Raw genomic sequence first — 25760 nt, 5'->3', positions numbered from 1 at the left:
TATCTCACTGCGGGTGTTCAGCGCATCAGCCAGTCATGCGCAGGGTCATTCTTGAAGTGCCATTCGCGGTGCGGGCCGGCCATGACGTTGAGGTAATAGCCGCGGTAACCGTGGGGCATCACCACCGGGTGATAGCCACGCGGCACCATCACCACGTCGTGGTCGTAGACGGCCATCGATTCGTCCAGGTCGCGTTCGTCGGTGTACACGCGCTGGAAGGCGAAGCCTTGCGGCGGATCGATGCGGTGGTAATAGGTTTCTTCCAGCCGGCTTTCCAGCGGCAGGTTGTCGGTGTCGTGCTTGTGCGGCGGATAGCTGGACGAATGCGCGGCCGGTGTCACCACTTCCACCACCAGCAGCGATTCGGCCGGTTCGGTTTCCGGCAGGATGTCGCAGATATAGCGGGTATTGGTGTCCTTGCCGCGCACGGAGCGTTTCATGCCGGCGGCCGGAATCCGGCGCAGCGGATAGCGGCCGGTTCCCGGCGCGGTGGCCAGGGCGAGTTCGGCCGCGTCGTGTGCGGTGATCTCGAATGACGTGCCGGGCGGGGCATAGATCGCATCCGGCGAGCGTTCCTCGAACACGCTGGCGCGGCCGCCGAGCTGTTCGAAGTGTTCGTGGCCAGCCTGCACGCTGACGGTTCCGGTGAGCACGACCAGGCAGCCTTCGCGCGCGTGTGGCAGCGTGAGCTGCAGGCGTTCACCGGCGGCAAGCCGGAAACCTTCGAAGCCGACATGTTTCCAGCCGGCCGAGGCGGGCGTGACCTTGACGATCTCGCGGCCCTGCGGCTTGGCTTTGACCAACAGGCTCATGCGACCTCCTTCAGCGGCGTGCCATCGACCAGCGCACGCAGCGTGCGGTAACCCTTTTCGGCATAGGCGTAACTGGGCGCCACCGCGGGATCCTGTTCCGCTTCGACCACCAGCCAGCCTTGATAGGCATGCGTGCGCAGCGCATCGACGATCGCGGCGAAGTCGATGGCGCCATCGCCCGGTACAGTGAACACGCCGTTCAACACGGCATCGAGAAAACTCCACTGGCGATTGCGCGCATGCCGGATCATGTCCGCGCGCACATCCTTGCAGTGCACGTGGCAGACGCGGTCGATGTGCGCCTTGAGCACGGCGAGCGGGTCGCCGCCGCCGAAATAGGCGTGGCCGCTGTCGAACAGCAAGCCGACTTCGTCGCCGGTGCTAGCCATCACGCGATCGATATCCTCGGGCGCCTGCACGTAGGCACCCATGTGATGGTGATAGGCCAGGCGCACGCCTTGCCTGAGCAAGTGCGCGCCGAATGCAGTCAGTTTGTCGCCGTAGCGCTTGAACGCGTCGTCATCGCGGAAGCGTGGGCGTTTGTACAGTGGCTGCGTGCGATCTCCCTGGATTGAATCGGCCACTTCGCCATACACCATCACCTTGCAGCCGTTTTCGGCGAGCAATCGCAGATGCGATGCCACCGCGGCGATTTCTTCCTCGACCGGGCGCGCGGCGAGTTGTCCGGAATACCAGCCGGAGACGACGTCCAGGCCGTAGCCCGCCATCAGTTCGCGCAGGGCCTTGGGCTCGCGCGGAAACTTGTTGCCGAGTTCGAAACCTTGGTAACCGATCGCGCGTCCCTCGCTCAGCGCGGTGGACAAGGGGGTTTCGCCGCCGAGCGAGGGCAGGTCATCGTTGCTCCAGCTGATCGGGTTGATGCCGATCTTTACCGCGAAATGTTGCTCAGCCATGGCTGTTACCTGTGCTGTTGCTTCTTGGCGATGTCGTAGTCACGGCGTGCCCGCTGCACGGCTTCGTGTTCGGAAACTTCGGGCACCGCCACCTCCCACCAGCAGCCGCCTTGTTCGGTGGTGCGGCGATGATCGGTGTCGATGGCGATCACATAGGTGCGGGTGGACGCACGGGCGCGTGCCAGCGCCTGCTCAAGCATGGCGATGCTGCGCACGTGTTCGGCGTGTGCGCCCATCGCGTGTGCATGCGCGGCGAAATCGATCGACGGGATGCCATCCGGACCGTGCAGGCAGTCCTCGAACATGTTGTTGAACGGCACGCCGCCGCATTCCTGTTGCAGGCGGTTGATGCAACCGAAGCCGCGGTTGTCCAGCACGATGACGATCAGCTTGTGGCCCAGCATCACGGAGGTGGCGATCTCGGCATTGAGCATCAGGTAACTGCCGTCGCCGAGCATCACGATCACCTCGCGATCCGGCTTGGCCATCTTCACGCCAAGGCCGCCGGCGATCTCGTAGCCCATACAGGAATAGCCGTATTCCACGTGGTATCCGCCGGGCGTTTCGGTGCGCCAGAGCTTTTCCAGTTCGCCGGGCAAGGTGCCGGCGGCGCAGACCACGATGTCGCGGCGCGTTGAGTCAACATGCGAGCGCTGCACGGCGCCGATGATTTCCCCGTCGTAGGGCAGGGTGCGGGCGGGCAGTTCTCGGCAGCCGGTGATACCGTCGACGATGCTGCGCCAATCTTTCGCTTCGTGCTCCGCGCGCGCGCGCCATGCGTGGTCGCTTTGCCACGTATCCAGGGCGGCTGACAACGCTTCCAGGCCCAGCGTGGCATCGGCCAGCACTTGCACGTTGCCGCCTTTGATCGCGTCATAGCCATTGACGTTGAGCGTGACGATGCGCGCCTGGCAGTAGAGTGCGTTGGAGCCGGTGGTGAAATCCTGCAGGCGCGTGCCGACGGCAAGCACCACGTCCGCATCGGCCAGCATTTCGTTGGCAGCGGTGGAGCCGCATACGCCGGCGGGGCCAAGCTGCAATGGATGATGCCAGGCGAGGGTGCCTTTGCCGGCCTGCGTTTCAGCGACCGGTACGCCATGCGCTTCGGCAAAGCGCCGCACGGCTTCGCTGGCCTGCGCATAGAGCGCGCCACCGCCGATCACCATGACCGGATGCCTGGCATGACGCAGTGCCTGCGCGGCGGCGGCGATGTCTTCCACGGCCGGTGGCATGCGGCGGAAGTGATGCACGCGTTCGGCGAAGAACTGCTTCGGCCAATCGTAGGCCTCGGTCTGCACATCCTGCGGCAGCGCCAGGGTCACCGGGCCGCACTGCGCCGGATCAGTGAGCACGTGCATGGCGCGCGGCAGTGCGGTGAGCAGTTGTTCGGGTTTGACGATACGGTCGAAATAGCGCGATACGGGGCGGAAGCAATCATTGACGCTGAGCGTGCCGTCGCCGAAATCTTCCAGTTGTTGCAGCACCGGGTCTGGCGCGCGCGATATGAAGACATCGCCGGGCAGCAGCAATACCGGCAGGCGATTGACGTGGGCCAGGGCGGCCGAGGTCAGCAGGTTGGTCGCGCCCGGGCCAATCGAGGTGGTTACCGCCATCATGCGCCGCCGCATATGCGCCTTGGCGTAGGCGATCGCCGCGTTCGCCATCGCCTGCTCGTTGTGCGCGCGATAGGTGGGAAGCTGGTCGTGATAGGTATACAGCGCTTCGCCGAGGCCCGCGACATTGCCGTGGCCGAAGATGGCAAACATGCCGCCGAACAGCGGCAGCAACTCACCGCTGGCTTCGTCGCGCACTTTTTGCGCAGTGAGGTAACGCACCAGGGCCTGCGCCATGGTCATGCGCACGGTGGTACTCATGCGGCAACTCCTGTGCTCTTGCGCGGTTGACCATTGCGCGCCCGCTGCCAGAGTCCGGCGAGTTCGGCAAACTGTTGTGCGGCACGCGCGACTAAGGTTGCATCATCGATCTCGCCACGCAGCCATGTGCTGGCCGGTTCCACAAACAGACTGCGGCCGACGGCGAAGCCTCGGCAGCTGCTGCTGTGCGCGGCGGCGGCGAAACCTTCGGCCAGTTCTTCGAACGACGCGTTGAGACCGAGCAGCACCACGCCACGGCAGTAGGGATCGCGTTCGGCGATCAGTGCATCGACGGCGGCCCATTCCTGCGCGGGCAAGGGTTTCAGCTTCCACCATTCGGGACGGATGCCTAGGTTGTAGATGCGCTTCATCGCACGCAACACGCGCTCGCCCTCGCCAGGCGTGCCGGTGGTGGAACGGGCGGGCGGGATCACCTCCAGCAGCAATTCGTGGCCGCTCTGTTTCACGGCGCCGTATAGCGTGAGCAGTTGGGTTTCCTGTTCCAGCCGCGATTCCGCGTTGTCGTCGGGATCGAAGAACACCAGGCATTTGACGGTGTGTTCAAGCGGCCAGTGTTGCAACTGGCTGCCAACCGAGCGCCCGTGTTCGAATTCCAGCGGAAGCGAGCCCGGCATTTCCATCGGGCGGCCGATCCACCAGCCGCGCCCGGTGGCGGCGTTCAAGGCGTCCTGTCCGTAGCGCTGGTCGATCAGCACGCCCACGTGCTGCTGCAGGCCCAGGTCGTGCTCGGTTTTCGCCACCGCCTCCACCAGCAATTGCTTGAGCCGGGGTAGCTGGGATTCGTCGGCGCCGCATGCGCATGCGAGGTCATAGAACTGGCTGCGATGGTCGAAGGCGAAGATGTGCAGATCGTTCCACACCGGGCGCGCCACGCTGACGCGGTGCAGGTGCGCGAGTTCATCATCGCGATCGGGGCGCTGCAGACGGTCGGCATGCGCCAGAAAATAGTCCAGCTCCGCACGGCTCGGCATGGCCGGCGCGCAGCCGTGGCGTGATACCACGATGGCGCCGCAGGCGTTGGCGTAGGCGCAGCTGCGTTCGATGCTTTCGCCGCGCAGCCAGCCATACAGGAAGCCGGCGATAAACGCGTCGCCCGCACCAAGCACGTTGAGCACTTCCACCCGGGTGCCGTGATAGGTGGGGGCCTGCTCGAGATCCGCGGGAATGGCGCCTTCGATCACACTGCAACCCAAGGCGCCGCGCTTGATCACCAACGTTGCCGGCGTCACCGCGCGGACGGCGTGCAGGGCGTCGAGCAGATGTTTGCTGCCACCGGCGATCTGGAATTCTTCTTCGGTGCCGACGATCAGGTCGAACTGCGACAGGATCGCCTGCAGATGCGCCGTTACGCCGTCGTTGGCGATAAAGCGGGTTTCGCCGTCGCCGCGTCCGGTGAGTCCCCACAGCACGGGACGGTAATCGATATCCAGCACGGTGCGCACGCCGTGCTGGCGCGCACATGCCAGCGCCTTGCTGCTGGCTGCGTGCACGCCGGGCGTGGAGAAATGCGTGCCGGTGATGGCCAGCGCGCGGCTGGACGCGATGAAGGCTTCGTCGATATCGTCCGCGCCGATCGCCATGTCGGCGCAGTTTTCGCGGTAGAAGATCAGCGGGAAGGTGTCGCGGTCCTTGATGCCGAGCAGCACCAGGGCGGTCAGCCGTGCGCGGTCGACACGCACCTGGCTGACGTCGCAGCCTTCGCGCCGCAGGGTTTCGAGCAGGAATCGGCCCATATGGTCGTCGCCGACGCGACTCAGCATGGCGGTGCGCAGGCCGAGCCGCGTTGCGCCGAACGCCGCGTTGGCGGAGGAGCCGCCGAGATATTTGGCGAAGCTGGCGGCGTCTTCCAGCCGTGCGCCGGGTTGTTGCGCATACAGATCGACGGCGAGGCGGCCGAGACAGATCAGATCGTAGGTGCGTTCGTTCATCACGGGATCGTTCCGGATAGAGAAGGACTCAGGCGGCGACGTCACCTTCGAGTTCCGCGACCAGGCTCTGGATCTCGGTGCCGCCGGCCATCATGTCGAGCAGTTGTTCCTTGCTGATCTCGTGCTTGGCAAACGTGCCCATCGACTGGCCGCGATTGAGCAAGGTGAAGCTGTCGCCGACCGGGTAGGCGTGCTGCGCGTTGTGGGTGATGAAGATCACCGAGATGCCACGCGCGCGCGCGGTGTGGATCAGCTTGAGCACATTGCAGCTTTGCTTGACGCCGAGCGCCGCCGTCGGCTCATCCAGGATCAGCACCTTGGCGCCGAAATGAATCGCCCGGGCAATCGCCAGGCATTGGCGTTCGCCACCGGACATGGTGCCGACCGGCTGATGCGGCGAGCGCACGAAGATGCCCATCTCCGCCAGCTTCTGCTCCGCCACCGTCGCCGCCTGCTGCATGTCCATCACCGGAATCAGGCCGAACAGCTTGCGCATCGGCTCGCGGCCGGCGAAGAAGTTGCGCGCCACGCTCATCAGCGGCACCAACGCAAGGTCCTGGTAGACGGTGGCGATGCCGTGGTCGAGCGCTTCGCGCGGCGATTGGAAATGCACTTCCTTGCCTTCGACCAGATAGCGGCCGCGATTGGGTCGATGCACGCCGGCCAGGGTCTTGATCAAGGTGGATTTGCCGGCGCCGTTGTCGCCCAGCAGGCAGTGCACTTCGCCGCGGCGCAGGCGCAGCGTCACATCCTGCAGCGAAATCACCGTGCCGAAGAATTTGCTGACGCCTTCGAGCTGCAGAATGTAGTCGTCGCTTTGGGTGTTCATGGCGATGGCCTCACTTGCCCGTGGTCGCACGCGAACGGATGTAGTGATTGAACAGCACCGCAAGCAGCAGCATGGTGCCGAGGAAAACGCGATACCAGTCGGAGTCGAAGCTGGTGTAGGAGATGCCGATCTGCACCACGCCGAAGATCAGCGCGCCGAAACAGCTGCCGAGCACCGAGCCGTAGCCGCCGGTCAGCAGGCTGCCGCCGATGACCGCGGCGATGATCGCCTCGAATTCCTTCTGCAAGCCGCGATCGGCGGCGGCCGATCCGACGTCGGCGACCTGCAGCACGCCGAACAGGCAGGCGCAGAAGGCCGTGAACACGAACAGGCTGATCTTGACGCGGCGCACCGGTACGCCGACGTTCTGTGCGGCCGCCGCGTCGCCGCCGACGGTGAAGATCCAGTTGCCGAAGCGTGTGCGCGAGAGCACGAAACCCGCGGCCGCCGCGACCAGCAGCCACCACAGCAGCACTTTTGGAATGCCGTCGACGATCGGCTCACCGTTGGGCAGCGTGGTGATAACACCGGCATGCGCCAGCCACACGAACAGGCCATTCAACACGCTGCCCTGGAACAAGGCATGGGTAAGCGGATCGCCGGCCATCCGGTTGCCCACGCCGCTGACGATGGTGCTGTTGGCGAAATGCGTGGACAGCACCAGGGTCAGTCCGCGCAGGATGAACATGAAAGCCAGCGTGACGATAAAGCTCGGCAGCCTGGTGCGCACGACGAGATAGCCGTTCAACCAGCCCAGCGCCATGCAGGCGGCGAAGGCGAACAACATTGCCGCCCACATCGGCCAGCCCATGAACATCGCCGGCACCGCCAGCATGGTGCCGGCGAAGCCGATCATCGAGCCGATCGACAAGTCGAATTCGCCGGCGATCATCAACAGGCACGCACCCACCGCGATGATGCCGAGATAGGCGGCTACCTGGGCCCAGTTCATGATGCCGTCGAGGTTGAACATGCCCGAATCGCCGGCCAGGATGCCGAACAGCACGAACACCAATAGCGTGCCGGCGATGGAACCGAATTCGGGGCGGTGCATCAGGCTACGCCAGAGCGGAATGCGTCGAACGCGTTCATCGGTTTTCACGGCTGCGGTGGCCTCGCGGGTCGTGCTGGACATGGATGAAGTCGTCGCGCTCATGGGCATCTTCCGTCACCGGTATTGGCCGGCGTATTTCGCGACCGTTTCGACGTTGGCCCGGGTAACGAAAGCCGGGCCGGAGCTGATGTCGTCCTGGGTGTAGATCGGCTGCAAGCCATAGGCTTTCAGGCGCGCCTGGTATTTGGGGTTGGCCTTCAGCGCAGCAATGATGGCGGCCGGATCGCGCGTGTTGTCCTGATGGGCGATCGCCAGCACGGCAATCGCCGCATAGCCTTGCAGATAGGGTTGCTGATCGATGGCGAAGTTGATGTAGCCCGCGCGGATGCCGTCGATGATGGTGGGTGAGAGATCGAAGGTGGCGAAATAGATCTTGCCGGCCAGACCCATGCGCTGCAGCGCTTGCAAGGTTGGCTCAGCCGAGGCCGGACCCAGCGCCAGCACCGCCTGTGTGGCGGGGTGATTGCGCAGGTAGGCGCTGACCTTGCTCGTCACCACGGTGGGATCGATGCCGGAATCGATCATTGATGTTCTCGCATCCACGCCAAGCGCATCGGCAAAGCCTTTGCAGCGTTCGAACGAGGCGACATTGGTGACGTAGTGATTGACGCAGACAAAGCTTTTGATGCCCGCGGCCCTGGCGCGTTCGCCCGCCGCCTTGCCCGCGTCGTATTCGGGCTGGCCGATATGCATGATCGCGCCGAGTTTTTCACTTTCCTGGATGGTGCCGGAATTGATTGTGACGATCGGGATGCGCTTGGCGGAAATGCGCCCGGCTGGCTTGGCCAGGGTATCGGCATCGGCGATGTCGAAGGCGACGCCGTCGTAATTGCGCGCGGCGGCTTGTTCCAGCAAGCGCACCATCTCGGCCAGGTCGCCGTCGGGCGGATTGCGATAGTCCACCTGCACACCGAAGTCCTCGCCGGCCTGGGTCTCGGCGTTCTTGATGGTGTTCCAGAAGGCGTCCGAATCGGGGGCGTGGCTGATCAGCACATACCTTTCGCTGGCGCGCAGGCCATCTGCCGCCGACGTCAGGCCTGGCATGGCCAGCGTCCCTGCCAGCAAAAGCGCCATCCACCGAGTACGCATACCGTCTCCGGAACAGGTCGGCCGGCGGGCGAGGCGGATCGAGCCATCGCGCAAACCGGTTGTTCGAGCATAGGAAGGCCGGTGCGTAAATTTCAACTTGCATTGCACAATAAGAAAATATGGAAATTATTTTCCATTCGGGGCTAGGATGCGCAAAATCCCACCGGCAGGCAGTCTTTTACGACATGGGCAAGCAAAGCGCCGTCGACGAACTGTTACAGCGCATCGGGCAGGCCTTCGAAACGCTGCCGCGGCAGCTGCAGAACGTCGCCAGCTACCTGGAACGCGAACGGGCCAACATCATGGTCCAGCGCATCAATGAGATTGCCGAGGGCTGCGAGGTGCATCCTTCCGCCGTGGTGCGCTTCGCCCAGCGCTTTGGCTACAGCGGCTTCAGCGAAATGCAGGCGGTGTTCCGTAGCGACTACACGGACACGGTGACACCTGCGCGCAGCTATCAGCAGCGGATTCGCAAGGTCATTGCCGAAGGTGAGGCGCGGATGGGGCCATCGCACATGGCGCTGCGCTTCATCGACGCCAGCCGGGCCGGTTTGGCCGAGCTGGCCGAGCACTTCGATGCCAAGCAGTTCGACGCGGCCGTCGAGCTGTTGCTGAAGGCGGAGAACATCTATGTGGTGGCGGTGCGCCGCACCTTCAGCATCGCCAGCTACATCGTGTATGCGCTACAGCACACGCACAAGCGCGTGCATCTGGTCAGTGGCCTGGGTGGCATGTATCGCGAGCAGATTCGCAGCATCGGCAAGAACGACGTGCTGATCGCCATCAGCTATCCACCCTACGGCAAGGAGACGCTGTACTGCGCCAAGGTGGCGCATCAGCACAAGGCGAAAGTGCTGGCGATCACCGACAGCGCGCTCGGTGCCGTTGGGCGCGATGCGAATGTCATGTTGATGGTGAACGAGGGCAGCGCCTTCGCGTTCCGCGCGCTCACCAGCACGATCTGCCTGTGCCAGGCGCTGTTCGTCGCGCTGGCCTACAAGCTTGAGCTGAAGGTTGAAGAGAATCCCCACCCCGGAGAATACGATGACTGAAAACGGACGCCTCGATGTCGCGCTGTTCGGCGCGGGCCGCATCGGCACGATCCACGCTGGCAACCTGGCGCGCCATCCGCATGCGCGACTGCGTTATGTGGTCGACGTGCATGCGCCGGCTGCCGAAGCCTTGGCCCAGAAACATGGGGCCAGGACGGCGAGTGTCGAGCAGGCGTTGAGCGATCCGGCCATCGCAGCGGTGGTGATTGGTTCGAGCACCGACACCCACGCCGAGTTGATTCAGCGCGCCGCGGCGGCGGGCAAGGCGATCTTCTGCGAAAAGCCGGTGGATCTGGCATTGGACCGTGCGCGCGCCTGTGCGCGTGCGGTCAAGCAAGCCGGGGTTGTATGCATGATCGGTTTCCAGCGCCGCTTCGATCCCACTTTCGCGGCGCTGAAACAACGCCTGGAGGCCGGCGAGATCGGTAAGCCGGAAGTGCTGGTGATCACCAGTCGCGATCCGGCGCCGCCACCGGCTGCCTATATCGCCAGTTCCGGTGGTGTGTTCAAGGACATGCTGATCCACGACTTCGATATTTTTCGCTGGATACTCGGCGGTGAAGCGGTGAGCGTGCACGCTACCGGTGGCTGCCCCGGTCTGCCGGAGGTGGCGGCAGCGGGTGATCTTTCGCATACCGCGGTGACCTTGCGTACGCGTGATGGTGCGTTGTGCCAGATCAATACGTCACGCCGTGCGGCTTATGGTTATGACCAGCGGTTTGAAGTGCTGGGCAGTAATGGCTTGTTGCAGGCGGGTAACGTGCGTCCCACTGAGGTGGTGGCGTGGAGCGATCAGGCGATCAGCAGTGATAAGCCGGAAGCTTTTTTTCTTGAGCGTTATCGTGCGGCGTATGCGCTGGAGATTGAGCATTTCTTCGATGCGCTGGTGAATGGCACGCCGGTGCGTACGACGATTGAGGATGGCATCAAGGCGTTGGAGCTGGCTGAGTTGGCTACGCGGTCGTGGCGTGAAGGGAAGGCGCTTGAATGTGCGGTTTAGCAAACGCTCTGTTCCCTCTCCCCTGCGGGGAGAGGGCTAGGGTGAGGGGGACAAGGCTTGCGGGAAAGTATGTTCGTGCGGCGGGTCCGCTTTTGGGCGCTTGCGCATAAGTAGTGCCGAGGCAAGATTGGCCCCTCACCCCAACCCTCTCCCCGAAGGGGAGAGGGGGAAAAGCGGTCAGAACGCGATAACCGTCTTCAAGCCCAGCACAAACACATTGTCGTTGTGACTGGTCCCACCAGGATGAATCACATACTGCAGATTCGGGCGCAGGCTGACCGACGGAATGGGCGACCAGCTGTAGAACAACTCCGCCGCATACTCGTAGCCATCCTGCACCGGCACCGCCGCCGCAGGACCAAGCTGGTTGTAAAGCCGCTGATACGCCGCCAGGCGACTGCTGCCATGCGTGGCGCCCATGGCGAAGCCGATCATGTCATTGGCGCGATTGAACGGTCCCTTGTATTCCGCGCCTAACGCAAATTGGCGATCGGTCGGCGAGGTTTCTGTGTCTGTCATCGTCGCATTCAAGAACACGGTGACGCCGTTGCCGTTTGCATCACCGCTGATCTGCTGCTGGAAGCCTAGATAGCCGCCGTAACGCGAATGATCTTGCAGCGGTGCTTCGCCAGTAAGCGCAAGCGGCTGTCTGTTGATGTCGTAGAAGAGATCCGAGCCGCCGGCATTGTTGTACCAGCCGCCGGCCTTGTAGCTGCCGGGCAGGCCGTTGATGCTGGGCGTCCAGCCGAATTCCAACGGAATCAGCGCACCGGTGGTGCCGCCGGGGAAGTTGAGTTTCCAGCCGTTGTCGCGCGCCCAGTCGTTGTCGATGTATTTCGGGTTGAGTTGATATGCGCCGAGTTTTACGTAGGTTCGATCCGTGGTGTCGAACTTCAGCCAGGTCGCCCATTGGCTGGTCGGCCAGTTGATCCAGTAGTCGCCGGCGATGTTGCCGGGCTGCGAGCCGCAGAAGGTGAGGTTCTGGAAATCGCAGGAGAAGCTGTCGAAATCCGAACCGACCGGTAGACGGCCAAAGCTCCACGCGAGCTTGCCGCCGAAGAAGATCTGCTTGAATGCGAAGATCGTCAGATGCCAGGTCTGGCCGCGGCCGTAGACTTCCTGCACCTGCTGATAAACCGGCAGGTCGGCATCCGCAGTGAGATTGCGGCCGTTGCGGTCTGTCAGCATGAGCTGGACGCTGCTGCCGTTCCATCCCCATAACTTGCCAAGATCGAAGCTGGCGCCGAGATTCCACTGATCCGTGTAACGGGTCAGCTGCTTGCTGCCGCCACTGAAGTTATGCGCGGCTTCGCTGGTATAACCGACGTTGAAGTCGATGCCCTGGTCGGCAAGATGCGTGCGTTCGCCGTTCCAGTCGCCAAACAGGTAGGGGCTGTCCGCGGCGTGCGCGGCGTGCGCCATCAGCGTGCTTAGTGTGAGGCAGCCGTTGGCGATCCAGTGACGGCGTCCTTGCAGTCTCTTTTCCAAAATGAAGCTCCATGCTTGTGGCGTTCGACCTGCAAGTGGCGGCGTTTCGGCTAGCCGTTGCACATGCTGGCCGGATCGGCGCAATGCATGGTGAAGCTTTCGAACCGCCGCCGTCTTGCACGACCGGCTGCGTTATTTGTGATGTCAGGGCTTTGGGCTGACCCCGCCTGAGAGTATTGCTATGGCGTGTCGAGCGATGTCCGCCGGACCCAACTTGGAGCGTAGAGGATCGTTCTGCCACGTCTTGGTGGCAATCAATGGCAGGATGGTCAGGCCGAAAATCGTCATAAACAGTAGTGAGGGTTCGAAGTCGCGGTTGAGACGGCCTTCTGCCTGCCAGCGTGCAATACAGTCCAATACGGATTGTTGATGCAAGGAGCCGTAGCGCTGCTGGATGCGTTGGCGCAGCACGCCGTTGTCGCTGAATACCTCGCGCATCCAGAAAGCAGGGAACCACGGATCTTCGGTGGCGGCTTTCATCACGCCTTCCACCAACCGGGTGATGATGGTCACGGGATCGCCGGCATTCGCATCGAAGATTTTGCTGATGGCGGCACGGCGCGGTTGGATGCGTTCTTCGATCAACACGTCCAGCAGCTGATCGCGCGTCTTGAAGTAGTAATGGAGCATGGCCGGAGTGACGCCGGCTTCGTGCGCGATGGCAGAAAGCGGTGTCTCGACGATGCCTTGCCGGGAAAACAGTTGCAGTGCCGTATCCAGCAGCCGGTTGCGTTGTTCCAGGCCATTGACGGAGCCGGATGGCCGCCCGGGACGGCGCGCCGGCGGTTCCGGCGGGGCAGCGGGGTTGTCGGCGTTTCGCGTCACCATCGGAGGGACACCTGTTGACTGAACTGGCGAGTGCACTATATATTAATTATCTTATTAATTAATTTCAACCGGGCTACATGATGAGCGCCGATTCCCCCATGGCCATGGAAGGTTCTGCCGCAGCGGCGGGGCTGCACCACGATGTGTCGACGGACGCGCGTGAGCATCCGCCGGTGCGTCTGCTTTTTTCCGCGTTGTTGCTGGTGATGCTGCTGGCCGCGCTGGACCAGACCATTGTGTCCACCGCCTTGCCCACCATCGTGGGCGAACTGGGCGGCCTGGAAAATCTGTCGTGGGTGGTGACGGCCTATCTGCTCACCTCGACCATCGTGGTGCCGCTGTACGGCAAGTTCGGCGATCTGTATGGCCGGAAGGTCGTGCTGCAGGCCGCGATCGTGCTGTTTCTGCTGGGATCGATACTGTGCGGACTGGCGCAGAACATGACGCAGCTGATTCTGATGCGCGCGCTGCAAGGTCTTGGCGGCGGCGGTTTGCTGGTGGTGACGATGGCGGTGATCGGCGACGTGATTCCGCCCGCCGAGCGCGGACGCTTCCAGGGCATGTTTGGCGCCATCTTCGGCCTGGCGACGGTGATCGGGCCGCTGATCGGCGGGTTCCTGGTCGAGCATCTTTCCTGGCGCTGGATCTTCTATATCAACCTGCCGCTCGGCGTGCTGGCGCTGTCGGTGATCAGTGCAGTGTTCAAACCGCATACGGCACATATCAAGCATCAGATTGATTACATGGGCGCCGCGTTCCTGGCGACCGCGCTGACGTGCATCGTGCTGTTCACCACGCAAGGCGGCGTGACCTTGCCGTGGTCGTCGGGGCAGCTGTGGTTTACGTTGATCTTCGGCTTGGTGGCGCTGGTCGGTTTTATCTACGAGGAGCGGCAAGCGGCCGAGCCGATCATTCCGTTGCATCTGTTCAAGGAGCGCACCTTCCTGCTGTGTTGCCTGATCGGCTGGATCATCGGCATGTCCCTGTTCGGTTCGATGACGTTTCTGCCGCTGTACTTGCAGGTGGTGAAAAACTCGACGCCATCCGAAGCGGGCATGCAGCTGTTGCCGATGATGTGCGGTATCACGGTGAGTTCGATTGTCAGCGGGCGCCTCATCAGCCGGATCGGCAAATACCGCATGTTCCCGATCATCGGCACCTTGCTTGGTTCGATCGCGATGGGGCTGCTCGGCACGCTCAACAACGATACGCCGGTGACATACCTGTACCTCTATATCGGCCTGCTCGGCCTGGGTCTTGGCATGGTGATGCAGGTGCTGATCCTGGCGGTGCAGAACACCGTGCATTTCAAGCACATTGGCGTGGCGACGTCCGGTGCGACCTTGTTCCGCTCCATCGGCGGTTCGATCGGTGTGGCAGCATTCGGCGCGATGTTCAGCAACGGCCTGCATTCACGGCTGGCGGCGAGCATTCCCGCTGGCACGGTATTGCCGCATTCGATGGGGCCGCAGGGCGTGCATCAATTGCCTGAAGCCGTGCGCAGCGTGTATCTGCAAGCCTTCGGCGGTTCGTTGCACCTGGTCTATATGGTGGCCGCGTGCGTGATGGTGGCGTCCTTCCTGCTGACCTGGCTGCTCAAAGACGTGCCGTTGCGCAAGAAACAGTAAGCCGCTGAATAGGCGACTCAGAAGGATCACCTATACGCGTCAGGCATCACATCACCACTCCGTGCGGTTGGGCAGCAGACCCTTCAACTCCGCATCGGTCAGATTGCGCCACTGGCCAGGTTTCAGATGGCCCAGCTTGACGTTGATGATGCGCACGCGGCGCAACTGGGTGACGCGATAGCCGAAGGCGGCGGCCATCAGGCGGATTTGCCGGTTCAGGCCCTGGGTCAGCACGATGCCGAAACCGAACTTGGCGATCTTGCGGGTACGGCAGGGCTTGGTCATCTGTCCGTGGATGCGTACGCCGCGCGCCATGCCGGCCAGGAACTCCTCGGTCACCGGTTTGTTCACCGCGACCAGGTATTCCTTTTCGTGGTGGTTTTCCGCGCGCAGGATCTCGTTGACGATGTCGCCGTTGCTGGTGAGCAGGATCAATCCCTCGGAATCCTTGTCCAGGCGTCCAATCGGAAAGATGCGCTCCTGATGATCGACAAAGTCGATGATGTTGCCGCTGACGGCCTGGTCCGTGGTGCAGGTAATGCCGACCGGCTTGTTCAGCGCGATATACACCGCCCGCTTGGTCGATGGCGTGCCGGCCAGGATGCGCGGCTTGACGATTTCCCCATCCACGCGCACTTCGTCACCTTCCAGTGCCTTGGCGCCGGTGGTGACGATTTCGCCATTGATGGTGACGCGTCCGGCCAATAGCCACTCGTCGGCCTCACGGCGCGAGCACAGGCCGGCTTCGCTGATGTACTTGTTAACGCGCATGGACGGTTTAGGAGCGCAAGCCCACACCACGGCGCAGCAGGCTCAGCGCAACCCATGACAGCCCGACCACGAAGGCCAGCATCACGATGAACGCCACGCCGATATGCACGTCGCTGATGCCTAGCACGCCGAAGCGGAAAGCGTTGACCATGTACAGGATCGGATTGATGCGCGAGATCGCCTGCCACGGTTCGCTCAGCATGTTCACCGAGTAGAACACGCCGCCAAGATAGGTCAGCGGGGTGAGCACGAAGGTGGGCACCAGGGCGATGTCATCGAATTTCTTCGCATAGATCGCGTTGACGAAGCCGGCCAGCGAAAAAATCGTGGCGCCGAACAGCACCGACAGAATGGTCACCAGCGGATGCGCGACATGCAGCTTGGTGAAGAACAGCGCGATCAGCAGCACCAGGAAACCGACGATCAGGCCACGCACCACCGCGCCGGTCACGTAACCGAGCAGGATGACCCAGTTCGACATCGGCGAGACCAGCATCTCTTCCACCGAACGCTGGAACTTGGCGCCGAAGAACGAGCTGGAAATGTTGCCGTAGCTGTTGGTGATGATGCTCATCATCACCAGGCCCGGCACGATGTACTGCATATAGCTGAATTGGCCCTGGATGTTGCCGATACGGCCGCCGATCAGCCTGCCGAAGATCACGAAATACAGCGTCATCGTGATGGCGGGCGGAATCAGCGTCTGTGTCCAGATGCGCATGATGCGCACGATCTCGCGGCGCACGATCGTCTGCAGGGCAACCATGTTGCCGGCAAGGTTGCTCATGCCACTTTCTCCTTGCTCGATTCCTGTTTGTCCTGTTCTTGCCGTCCGTTCTCGACCAGTCGCACAAACAGTTCCTCCAGGCGGTTGGTCTTGTTGCGCATCGAGGTCACCGTGATGCCGTGGGCGTTGAACGCGTCGAACAGGGCGTTCATGGCCTGCGTGCGCGGCATTTCCGCCTCCAGCGTGTGCTCGTCCGTGCGGCGGAAGGTGATGCCCGGCAGCGAAGGCAGCACTTCCGGCAGGTTGTTTACGTCGAACACGAAGGTCTCCACGTCCAGCTTCGACAGCAACTGCTTCATCGTGGTGTTTTCCACGATGGTGCCGTGATCGATGATGGCGATGTTGCGGCAAAGCTGTTCGGCTTCTTCCAGGTAATGCGTGGTGAGGATCACCGTGGTGCCGGCGGCGTTGATGCCGCTGATGAAGTGCCACATGGAGCGGCGGATCTCGATGTCGACGCCCGCGGTCGGTTCGTCCAGGATCAGCAGGCGCGGTTCGTTCATCATGGCGCGGGCGATCATCAGGCGGCGCTTCATGCCGCCCGACAGCATCCGCGCCTGATCCTGCGCCTTGTCCCACAGGCGCAGTTCTTTCAGGTATTTCTCGGCGCGTTCGGCGGCAATCTTCCGCGGGATGCCGTAGAAGCCGGCCTCGTTCACGCAGATGTCGAACGGCTTCTCGAACTGGTTGAAGTTGATCTCCTGCGGGACCAGGCCGATCAGCTTCATCGCCTCGTTGCGCTGCTTGTTGACCGACATGCCAAAGATCCGGGCATCGCCCTCGCTGGAGTTGACCAGCGAGGAGAGGATGCCGATCAGCGTGGACTTGCCGGCGCCGTTGGGGCCGAGCAGGGCGAAAAAGTCGCCGGGCTGCACCGTCAGGCTGATGCCTTTGAGCGCCTGGACGCCGTTGCCGTAGGTTTTGCGCAGATTGTCGACGACAAGTGCGGGGATGGAAGACATGAGGAGCACCGTTGGGAGGGGCTGCCTGGGGCCGCTCCGCCTGGGCGGAACGGATCAGGGCATCCCGCTATTATAGCGGGCCTTGCCCCGACGACCGATTCGGCCGGGCGTACTCACTGTTTCCCGTTGGATACCTGCATGGCCGAACATTTCTCGCTACGTCTTGCCGACAGTCACATGCTGGCCCCCACTGTGCGGCACCTGGCCTTCGAGCGCGCCGACGGAAAGCCGCTGGCATTCATTCCCGGCCAGTTCCTGCAGATCCACTTTCATTACGACGATGGCACCGCCACCAAGCGCAGCTATTCGGTGGCGACCGTGGGCGATGGCGGTTCGCCGGTGCAACGGATCGAGATCGCGGTGAGTTATGTGGATGGTGGCGCTGCGACCAAGTTGCTGAGCGAACTGGCCATCGGTGGAACGATCGAGGCGAGCGGCCCGTATGGACGCTTCTGCCTGCAGGACAGCGATACCCATCCACGCTATCTGTTGCTGGCGACAGGTACCGGCGTCACGCCGTACCGTGCGATGTTGCCGCAGTTCGAAAAGCTGGTCGCCAGAGGTGACCGCGAAGTGGTGCTGCTCTACGGCGCGCGCAACGAGACCGAATTGCTGTACGGCGAAGAATTCGAAGCCTTCGCGCAAGCCCATCCCGGTTTCACCTTTTACGGTTGCCTGAGCCGGCAGCCGCGCGCGGTGCCGCGCGCGCATGACCGTGCCGGCCATGTGCAGAGTGTGCTGGCCGAAATCGCTCCGTCGGCGGAGCGGGATATCGCTTACCTGTGCGGCAACCCCAACATGGTCGATGCCGCTTTCAATGCCTTGAAGGAATTCGGCCTGCCGATCCCGCAGATCCGGCGCGAGAAGTACATTTCTTCGCGCTGATGCCGATCACATAGGTGCGCGCAAGCATGCAGGTTGCTTGCGCGGCCGGCTTTACAACGGAAAACCGTGCGCATGTCGGGCGTGAGGCCTGATATGCGGCATGCGTCGTGCAAACGTGATCTGCCGCGGGCCGCGTAAGAAAATATTCACATAAGGCCTAAAGCGTGCCGGAATCTTGCCGATAACTCACTAGGCCGGGCGGGATGCCCTACGCAAGCGTCATGATCATGGCGCTTGAAGGCGTCGATCGCTTTTTTGCATAAGCGTCCAACTGCCCTTGGACGGAAGTGCGTGGCGAATCGACCCGAATTCTTCGTGGCGGGGAACCGACACGGACCAGGCTGTCCTGTTAATCGGTTCAAATCATTGTTTCACGAGGAATTCACACATCCACCACAAAGCCGGATCCTGATCCCCGCGTAGGCTTTTTGACGGGCCCATTGCACAAATTTATGTGATGGACTTCGCATTTTCGTAACTGAACTCGGCAGACGCTCTCAAGCCCCAGGGCGCGCCGCCGATGTGCCTTCACAGGTGCTCGCACGTGCGCGAACGCCGGTGGAGGGCAGCACTATGCGTGGTCGTCGGTGGTGGGTCTTAGTCGGTTGCTTCTTTGTTGCGGTCTTGGGCGCGTCGGTCGCGAAAGCGGGCGGCAGCGTGAAGGCTGAAGGCGGATCTATTAAAGGTGGAACCATCACCTTCGTCGGCGCGTTGGTCGAGCCGACCTGCAATATTTCCGCGGCGGCGGATTTGCTGAGCACGGTTAACCGTGCTGCGAGAGCGCAGCAGCCGTATCAGCAAAGCTGTTCCGGCACGGCCTCGGCGCCGGTCAATGCATCGCGGACTTACAGCGCCAGTGTCGAGCACCTTTCCAGCACTGAGCCTGATCAGGTGCTCAGGTACTTCGCCAGCTATGTTCGTGCCACGCAGTCCAGTGGCGCGGATCCGGTACTGGTGACTCAGACCTATGAGTGATGCCTGAAAGTTATCGGCTGGCGAAGCGGATAACTTGAGCGCTCGATGCGCGAATAATCGAAGGCGTACTGATCGCGGCGATGTCCTGCACTGACGGGACAGGGTGAATGTCGCGGTGGCGTCGATGGTTGCGGCGCCAACAAAACACTTTTTTATGCCGAGCTTCGAATGACACCGCGGCGAGGGCGGTGCATCAGTTGCTTTCAGGCGATCATGGGTAGGCGATGGTGAACGTCACGCTGGTGGTCACACTGCCGGCGGTCGTGGCGCCAGTGGCGTAGTACTGCCCGTAGTAGTTCAGTGTTGCATTGCCGCCGCTGACGGGGAACACCGACGAGTTCTGTGCCGTCGCCTGTGGTTGGCTAAGGTTGATCACCGAAAGCGCCCCCGCGCTGCCGCCGGGACCATTCAACAATTGCACCTCGACATTCGTGGCCGAGCCATTGTTGGTCAGAGCGCCGGTGTTGGTGTCGATGTTTCCGCCATAGAAATAGGTCGTGATCGAGCTTACGTTCGAGGGGCAGCCAGTTACCGAGATGCTGAAAGCGGTTCTGCCGCTCGTTTGTCCCGCAGTCGTTAACGATGACGTTGCCACCCCAGGCAGGGTGACCGGGATGCTGATGGAGTTGGAACTCAGGTAGCAGCTGGGAGCTGTCAAACTGATCGCGGGAAGGATCAGGTCGGCATTCAAACTTTTACTCGTGCCGTACGTCTGATCCCCAGGGATGTACCACCAGAAAGGAATCAGGTTGATCGAGGCGATATTGCCGGGCGCGATCGGGCCGGTCTTGATCAGGGTTGCGGTGTAGTCTGCGGTCACCGTGCCGCTGCTGCCGGAGGAGGCCGCCACGGATCCCGGGACGTAACCGGCGGTGCTGGTGGGACCATCCTGACTGGCATCGCCGCTGTTGCTCGTTGCCTGAACCGGGGTAGCTTTGACCAGTACCGCGAGGCCGGACACGCCGGTTGCGAAGGTGATGCCCGGACCGTTTGTATTGTTGGTGGCATCCAGCGTCGCCAGATACTGGCCTGCCTGGATCGTTGCCGGCGTGTGTTGAGTCGATACACCCGTGCACGTAAAGGTCATATTCGCCGTGCCGGTGGCCAGCGTGGCTCCTACCTCGGCATTGGTCGGAATAGTGACGGTGGGGGGGAAGGTGAGCGTTGCCGACGAGGCGGTGCAGTTGGTGGCGGCCGCACGCGGAGCCCAACTGGCGGCAACGATCGCCAGCAACAGCAAGGCAAGGTGTTGGGCGCACCGTAGCGCGTGGTCGAAACGATGCATCATGTACCGCTCCTCGTAACCTGTGCGACCGCATCGGCACGCGTGCAAGTTGCCTGGATCTCATCATAGGCTTTCACGTGCTTGTGCTTGGTCCGCGGGGCAACCTGATAGGCGAACGAGCAGGACTGCGCTGCGCCATTGTCATCCTGCCAGCGCACGCTCAGTTGACCGGACTGATTGACACCACGCACCAGGATCTGGCCGCCCTGACCAACCACACCCAGCGAGGTTCCCTTCTCGTTGAACACTTCCGCGCCAAACGGCAGCGCCTGACCGTTCTCCAGCGTGGCGTGCACGATAAGCGCACGGCCGTTCTCGGTCTTGAACTTCAGCATCACCACGGCGCCCTCATACGGCGCGACCTGCGCGCTGGTGGCATCGAGCTGCACGTCCAGCGGCAATCCCTTCGGGTCGATCTGGACGGTGTTGAGGTTGTAGGGAACCAGGTACGGCACCACGGCATAACCGAAGTGGTCGATGCGTGCGCCCGGTGCACTCTCCAGCTGCGCGCCCGCGGCGCCCGGCACGTAGACGATGCCGATCGTGTCGCCGGTTGGCTGGCCGAAGGTGACACCACCGGGGTGTGCGACGACGACACCGGTCACGCCCACGGATGCCTGCGAGTAACCGCTGCCATCGCCGTAGCTTGCGTTGAACACGGCGTAGGGGCTGCGGTAACCCACATTCACGCTGCCCGAGTTGCCGCCACCGTCACTGCTGTGTGTGCCGGTCGCGCCGTAATTGAACTGGTTGTCCGAACCCAGTGTGCCGTTGACGATCGCTTGATCCTGCGAACCGCTGATCTGGTCGTGCGTGACATTCAGCATGAACGTCGGCGCATGTGGGCTCGAGCCTAGCGGTATGCTGAAGTTGACGAAGTATTCGTTGTCGTAGCGACCGGTCGGATCGACCGAACGGGTGGCGGAAATGCCGAAGTTCAGCCGATGGAAATGGTTGTTGTAGCCCACCTGGAACTGCGTGGAGCTGCCGTTGGCGTTCCAATAATTGCTGGCGGTGATGTTGGCGTAGATCGAACCGCCGTTTTGCCCCAGGCGCTGGTTGAGCGAGAGCGTGAAATTATTGCGCTGGCGTTCCACACCGGTGGCGGAAAGAATCGGATTGGTGGTGAATGAGGTGCCGTTGAGCGCGGCCTGCTGGGCAGGGGTGAGCACGCTTTGTTCCGGCACCCCGTCGATCGTCGGCACGTCTGACGGCGGTACGTAGGTGAAGGCGTTGATGCCCTCGCGCGCATATTCGCGCGCCTCGGCGGCCTGGGTGAGGGTGAGGAAGCCGCCGGTGGAGTAGCGATATGCAGCGACCGACAGCGTCGTTTGCGTCGACGGAATGATCTTGCTGTAGGTAATCCGCATGCTCTGCCCGGACTGCGTGGAATAACCGGGGATGTGCGCGTTCGCCTGGGTGAGATCTACCGCCAGCGCACCGTAGCGCGTATCGATCGCGGCACCGACCAGTGCGGCCGCATAGCCCGGTGAACCCACCAGGCCGGCGTAGCCGGTCAGCAGATTGTTGAAACCATGCTGCAGCGTGGCCTGCACCACGGCAGGTTTGTTGGAAACCGTCGCGTCGCGCAATTGACCCACGGCGATGTCGAAACGAGTGATGCCCGGGCGCAGCAATTGCGCCACCGAGGCATAGGGCACGGAGTAGGTCGTTACGTGGCCGTCCGCTTCGGTCACCGTGACATCCAGGCTGCCGCCGTAGCCGGTCGGATACAGATCGCTGATCTCGAAGGGACCGGGGGCGACGGTCGTCTGGTAGATCTGCACACCGTTCTGGCGCACGGTGACTTTGGCATTGGTATTGGCCACGCCACGAATGATCGGCGCGTAACCCTGCAGGGACTGCGGCAGCATGCGATCGTCGGTGCCGAGCTGCACGCCGCGGATGCCATAGCTGTCGAATACGGCACCGTCGGTATAACTATCGCCGATGGTCAGCAGCGCGCGCAGCGAAGGAAGGTCGCGCTGCAGATAGGTGTCGATGTTCTGCCACTGGAAACGTCCCGGGGTGGTGGGCGTGGCTGACTGCCAGTTGACGGTGGCGTCTTCGCGCAGATGCCACGGGCCGAGATTGAGGCCCGTGTTCAGCCCAAGATACGAGGTGGTCTGCGTCTGGCCATCGTTGGTGCTGCGATAGCTGTTGAAGTTGTAGTTCAACAGCGCGGCCGGCACGCCGGCGTCCCAGTATTCCGGACTGACGTAGCCGCGCGGCATCTGGCTCATATAGGCCTGCGGCACGCTGACGTCCAGTCGCAGCTCCGACATGTCGAACGTCATGGTGGCATCCTTGATGATGCTGCCGATGCTCACGCAGGCCGAGGGGTCGCTCAATTGTGCGGTGAGCACACTGGACAGCTTGGCCGGATGCAATCCAAGCACGTCGAGCAGCTTGCGATCCACGCACGGCGTGGCACTGGCGTTCGCGGACGTTGCCATGAAGCGCACATCGCCGCGGCCGACCCAGGCGTTGTTGAGGTAGATGTCGGTGTTATAGCTGCCTGGCAGCACCGGGTTGCCGTGTTCGAAGCGGGACAGGTCGGTGGTGTTCTGGCCGGCGCCGGACAGCAGGTTGCGATCGAAATCGGCATAGCCGCCGCCGGCGCTGGCGTCTGCACCGCTGGTCGCGGCGGGATTGGCGGATGCATCCGCGCTGCTGGCGGCGGCGCTCGCTGCGCCAGCCCAGCTCATCAGTACAGCTGCAATGCCTGCACACAGAAGCGCGCGACGGCACGCCACATGCCATTGGCCAGATTGGCATGTGGCGCGCCGGGTCATCACGGTGAGACGTTGCCCTTGAGGACCACGTCAGCGCCGTAGTCATTGATGCAGTCGTACTGGATCGCGCTGCCGGCGCTCGGCGCCTGCTTCAGATCCTTCACCGCCAGACGCAGATCGGAAAGCGGCGCCACCATGCCGGTGTCCACTTTGTGCGATGCGCCGCCGACATCCACCGTGATCTGGCCGATGGTGACGTAGTAGGGCGTTGGGTTGTGCACCACCAGAGCAACCGCCCCGGCGTCATCGGCCGCCTTGAAGCTGAGTTCGCTCGGCGCCTTCTGCGGATCGCCCGCCAGCCCGGCGGGACGATAGAAGAGTTTCAGCCGCGAACGGATCGCCAGCTGCATGTAATTCTTGCCCTGGAATTGCGGGCCGCTGGGCTTGGGCGGAACTTCCAGCACATTGAGCCAGAACACCGACTCGCGGTCGGTCGGCAACGGCTGCTCACTGTGCGTAAACAGGATGCGCAGGCTCTGATCGCGATTCGGTTCCATGCGGAACAGTGGTGGCGTGATCAGGAACGGCGTATTCACCTTGTCCGGTGTGGACATCGGGTCGCCACTGTCGATCCAGGCCTCGACCAACGCGGGCGTGGTGTTCTGGTTGGTCAGGCGCACGGTGACCTCGCCATCCTGCGCCGGAAAGATCACTCGCGTGCCGCCGATGATGACGTTGGCGTAAGCGCTGGATAGCAAGCAGCCGGTGGCTAGCAGCGCCGCGGCAAGGGCGCGGATCGATTTGTTCATGGGGGTCTCAGAACCAGTGGGTGAACACGCTGCGGCCGGCACTCCGACCGCAGCTGCGAGGTTGCTGGCGATTACTGATAGTTGAGGGTGTACTGCACGGAGGCGCTCACACCGCCGGCCGTCGCCGCGCCGCCCGTAGCCACGTAGCCGGCGTAATACGAGAACGTCGGGGTGGTGGCGGAAAGCAACTGCGTACCCGCGTTCTGGTTGCCGGTCGTGTTTTGCAGCGTCAACACGCCGGTCAGGCTCTGCTGATTGGACATGGCGACTTCCACATTGCCGGCCGTGCCGGTGTTGCTCAGGTAGCCGGTGGTCGCGTCAATGCCGCCCCCCGAGAAATACGGATAGACCTTGGTATAGCCGGTGAGCGAAGTGCAGCCGCTCAGGGTCAGGGTGACCGCCGTCCAGCCGGCCGATGAGCCCGCAGTTCCCAGCACGCCATTGACCAGCGGGGTGGTCGGCAGCGGGATGGTCGGGCTGGACGTACCACCGTTGACCGCCACCGTGCAGGTGGACGCGGTGAGCGAGCCGGTGAAGGAGATGGTGCCGGAACTGGTGTTGGCAGCCCGGGCCTGCGGAGCAACGGCTGCAACGCCGACAGCAGTCAGCAGCGCAGCGGTGAGTAGAGTCTTTTTCATAGGGTTTTCCTTGGTTTACGTGTGTAGGTCGATGCAGCGTTTCGGTGTGTCGCTTGCTGTGGGCCGGGCGTTTTCCCCGCCCCCTCACGGGCAGGCCCACGCCTTGCATGGACTGCTCAGCAACAATCAGGCCAAAGCGTGATCCCCATCACATTTTCCATGGGAATGGCCAAAATTCCTACATTTCCGTCACAAGAACATAAGAAATCCCCCGCCTCCCTCCCGGAAATTCCGTGATATGCATCACAAAAACTCCGGTTATCCCCGTCCAAAAGTGACGCGATAGGTCCCTGGACTACCTATCCAAGGCTCATCCATGGCTATTTTGTAAAGCATGCTTGACATGCTGACTGCCCAGGCCTAGGCTTGTGTCAAGTACGCTTTACATGCCGAAATGGGAGGGGGTATGTCGAGTCACGACGGGGTTTGTCGGTCCGGGGCTGCCACGGCCCGGTTGCCATTGCAGCCTGAGCGGGCGAGGAGGCTGCCGTGACGCGCTTTTCACAAAAGCAGTACCAGCGGCAGGTGCTGGTGATGCTCGTGCTCTATGTCGGCTGCATATTGTTTGCGTGGCCCTTGCTGCACACGACGAGCAACCTTTTCCTGAAAGTGCTGCTCGCCCTGGCGCCGGTGGTGCCGGTGATCTATCTGATCAGCCTGCTCGCGCGGCGCATCCGTGCCAGTGACGAATTCGAGCAGCGTACACATTTGATCGCCCTGGGTACGGCAGCGGCCATCACCGGTTCGCTGGGGATCATCGGGGGCTTCCTCAGCATCGCGGGCGTGCTGAAGTTCGACGGATCGATTCTGATTTGGGTGTTCCCGGTCATCATGTTCAGTTACAACGTGGCGCGCTGGTATGTCTTGCGCCGTTATGGCGCGAGCAGCTGGTGCAGCGAAGACACGAGCATCTGGTTCTACCTGCGCTTTGCGTTACTGGGCGTAGTGATGTTGGCGATTGCGCTGATGTCCCATGGCGGACTGGACGAATACCGTCTCGGTTTTATCTACGGCACCGGGGCGGGATGCACGGGGGCGGGATTGGTGCTTGCCATGCGGCACTGGTATCGGCACAGGTATCGGGATGAATAAGCGCGTGAGACGGGATGCATGTGGCCCTGGGATGCGCCCGATACCATGAACAATCTTGTACGTGAACTGCGCGGCGAACGAGGCTGGTCGCAAGCCGATCTTGCGCAAAAACTCGATGTTTCGCGCCAAACCGTCAATGCCATCGAAACCGGGAAGTACGATCCGAGTTTGCCGCTGGCTTTCAAGATCGCGCATCTGTTTGGCATGCCGATCGAAATGATCTTCGTACCTGGAGAAGAGTAGG

General features: G+C 62.4%; 23 protein-coding genes. 7 read left to right on the top strand and 16 right to left on the bottom strand.

The features are described 5' to 3' along the window. Positions 1-17 precede the first annotated feature (17 nt). Genes iolB through ISP19_RS12395 form a run of 7 tightly spaced genes read right to left on the bottom strand, consistent with a single transcriptional unit; the run spans position 18 to position 8581 of the window. Complete coding sequence (iolB, locus tag ISP19_RS12425) at positions 18-812, bottom strand: 5-deoxy-glucuronate isomerase (protein ID WP_204682592.1); 795 nt, start codon at positions 810-812, stop codon at positions 18-20. Beyond that, positions 809-1726: a myo-inosose-2 dehydratase gene (gene iolE, locus ISP19_RS12420; protein WP_204682584.1), complete on the bottom strand. Its 918-nt coding sequence runs from the start codon at positions 1724-1726 to the stop codon at positions 809-811. Before iolE ends, iolB begins: the two co-directional genes overlap by 4 nt. Before the next feature lie 5 nt (positions 1727-1731). Continuing rightward, on the bottom strand, positions 1732-3600 hold the full coding sequence (gene iolD, locus ISP19_RS12415; RefSeq protein ID WP_204682576.1) for a 3D-(3,5/4)-trihydroxycyclohexane-1,2-dione acylhydrolase (decyclizing): 1869 nt from the start codon (positions 3598-3600) through the stop codon (positions 1732-1734). Next, positions 3597-5549: a bifunctional 5-dehydro-2-deoxygluconokinase/5-dehydro-2-deoxyphosphogluconate aldolase gene (locus ISP19_RS12410; RefSeq protein WP_204682574.1), complete on the bottom strand. Its 1953-nt coding sequence runs from the start codon at positions 5547-5549 to the stop codon at positions 3597-3599. Before ISP19_RS12410 ends, iolD begins: the two co-directional genes overlap by 4 nt. Positions 5550-5577: 28 nt before the next feature. Then, a complete protein-coding gene (locus ISP19_RS12405) occupies positions 5578-6378 on the bottom strand; it encodes an ATP-binding cassette domain-containing protein (RefSeq protein WP_204682572.1) in 801 nt (266 codons plus the stop codon). Positions 6379-6388: 10 nt separating this feature from the next. Next, a complete protein-coding gene (locus ISP19_RS12400) occupies positions 6389-7534 on the bottom strand; it encodes an ABC transporter permease (RefSeq protein WP_204682570.1) in 1146 nt (381 codons plus the stop codon). Between the two features lie 12 nt (positions 7535-7546). Beyond that, entirely contained in the window at positions 7547-8581 is a 1035-nt protein-coding gene (locus tag ISP19_RS12395) for a sugar ABC transporter substrate-binding protein (RefSeq protein ID WP_204682568.1), read from the bottom strand. 185 nt (positions 8582-8766) lie between these two features. Here ISP19_RS12395 and ISP19_RS12390 point away from each other — a divergent pair, with 185 nt between their 5' ends. Both ISP19_RS12390 and iolG read left to right on the top strand, forming a co-directional pair. Next, a complete protein-coding gene (locus ISP19_RS12390; protein ID WP_204682565.1) occupies positions 8767-9633 on the top strand; it encodes a MurR/RpiR family transcriptional regulator in 867 nt (288 codons plus the stop codon). Next, positions 9626-10633, top strand: a complete 1008-nt coding sequence (iolG, locus tag ISP19_RS12385; protein WP_204682563.1) for an inositol 2-dehydrogenase — start codon at positions 9626-9628, stop codon at positions 10631-10633. The genes ISP19_RS12390 and iolG overlap by 8 nt, the downstream gene beginning before the upstream one ends. 177 nt (positions 10634-10810) lie before the next feature. On the opposite strand, the gene ISP19_RS12380 is transcribed toward iolG, so the two are convergent. Next, complete coding sequence (locus ISP19_RS12380; protein WP_204682561.1) at positions 10811-12121, bottom strand: carbohydrate porin; 1311 nt, start codon at positions 12119-12121, stop codon at positions 10811-10813. 144 nt (positions 12122-12265) lie between these two features. Then, on the bottom strand, positions 12266-12949 hold the full coding sequence (locus ISP19_RS12375) for a TetR/AcrR family transcriptional regulator (protein ID WP_204682559.1): 684 nt from the start codon (positions 12947-12949) through the stop codon (positions 12266-12268). An 80-nt stretch (positions 12950-13029) separates the two neighbouring features. Here ISP19_RS12375 and ISP19_RS12370 point away from each other — a divergent pair, with 80 nt between their 5' ends. Continuing rightward, positions 13030-14577, top strand: coding sequence for an MDR family MFS transporter (locus ISP19_RS12370; RefSeq protein WP_204682557.1), 1548 nt, complete (start codon positions 13030-13032; stop codon positions 14575-14577). Positions 14578-14628: 51 nt separating this feature from the next. Here the strand turns inward: ISP19_RS12370 and ISP19_RS12365 are convergent, their stop codons facing one another. From ISP19_RS12365 to ISP19_RS12355, 3 genes are read right to left on the bottom strand one after another with little or no spacing between them, the layout of a single operon-like run. Further along, the gene (locus ISP19_RS12365) at positions 14629-15348 is read right to left on the bottom strand and encodes a pseudouridine synthase (RefSeq protein WP_204682555.1); all 720 of its coding nucleotides are present in this window, start codon (positions 15346-15348) and stop codon (positions 14629-14631) included. Positions 15349-15355: 7 nt separating this feature from the next. Further along, positions 15356-16135: an ABC transporter permease gene (locus ISP19_RS12360; protein WP_204682553.1), complete on the bottom strand. Its 780-nt coding sequence runs from the start codon at positions 16133-16135 to the stop codon at positions 15356-15358. Continuing rightward, a complete protein-coding gene (locus ISP19_RS12355) occupies positions 16132-17097 on the bottom strand; it encodes an ABC transporter ATP-binding protein (protein ID WP_204682551.1) in 966 nt (321 codons plus the stop codon). Before ISP19_RS12355 ends, ISP19_RS12360 begins: the two co-directional genes overlap by 4 nt. A 138-nt stretch (positions 17098-17235) precedes the next feature. On the opposite strand from ISP19_RS12355, the gene ISP19_RS12350 reads away from it, so the two are divergent. Continuing rightward, a complete protein-coding gene (locus ISP19_RS12350; protein WP_204682549.1) occupies positions 17236-17982 on the top strand; it encodes an FAD-binding oxidoreductase in 747 nt (248 codons plus the stop codon). A gap of 573 nt (positions 17983-18555) precedes the next feature. Beyond that, positions 18556-18957, top strand: coding sequence for a hypothetical protein (locus tag ISP19_RS12345; protein WP_204682547.1), 402 nt, complete (start codon positions 18556-18558; stop codon positions 18955-18957). 211 nt (positions 18958-19168) lie between these two features. Here ISP19_RS12345 and ISP19_RS12340 read toward each other — a convergent pair whose 3' ends face one another. The 4 genes from ISP19_RS12340 to ISP19_RS12325 all read right to left on the bottom strand — a co-directional run bounded on the left by ISP19_RS12340 (position 19169) and on the right by ISP19_RS12325 (position 24424). Next, a complete protein-coding gene (locus ISP19_RS12340) occupies positions 19169-20245 on the bottom strand; it encodes a fimbrial protein (protein WP_204682545.1) in 1077 nt (358 codons plus the stop codon). Further along, positions 20242-22950: a fimbria/pilus outer membrane usher protein gene (locus tag ISP19_RS12335; RefSeq protein WP_239556765.1), complete on the bottom strand. Its 2709-nt coding sequence runs from the start codon at positions 22948-22950 to the stop codon at positions 20242-20244. The genes ISP19_RS12340 and ISP19_RS12335 overlap by 4 nt, the downstream gene beginning before the upstream one ends. An 86-nt stretch (positions 22951-23036) precedes the next feature. Then, on the bottom strand, positions 23037-23786 hold the full coding sequence (locus ISP19_RS12330) for a fimbrial biogenesis chaperone (protein ID WP_204682541.1): 750 nt from the start codon (positions 23784-23786) through the stop codon (positions 23037-23039). Positions 23787-23857: 71 nt separating this feature from the next. After that, positions 23858-24424, bottom strand: coding sequence for a fimbrial protein (locus ISP19_RS12325; RefSeq protein WP_204682539.1), 567 nt, complete (start codon positions 24422-24424; stop codon positions 23858-23860). A gap of 489 nt (positions 24425-24913) precedes the next feature. Between ISP19_RS12325 and ISP19_RS12320 the strand changes: the two genes are divergently transcribed. Beyond that, the gene (locus ISP19_RS12320; RefSeq protein WP_204682537.1) at positions 24914-25516 is read left to right on the top strand and encodes a hypothetical protein; all 603 of its coding nucleotides are present in this window, start codon (positions 24914-24916) and stop codon (positions 25514-25516) included. Between the two features lie 45 nt (positions 25517-25561). Next, positions 25562-25759 carry a helix-turn-helix transcriptional regulator gene (locus tag ISP19_RS12315; protein ID WP_204682535.1) on the top strand — a complete coding sequence of 66 codons (198 nt, stop codon included), beginning with the start codon at positions 25562-25564 and terminating at the stop codon, positions 25757-25759. Position 25760: the final 1 nt, after the last annotated feature.

It is taken from the genome of Dyella flava, from assembly GCF_016904955.1.
Lineage (GTDB): Bacteria > Pseudomonadota > Gammaproteobacteria > Xanthomonadales > Rhodanobacteraceae > Dyella_B > Dyella_B flava.
The sequence above is the reverse complement of the archived record's forward strand: the minus strand, read 5'-3'. Positions and strand labels throughout refer to the sequence as shown.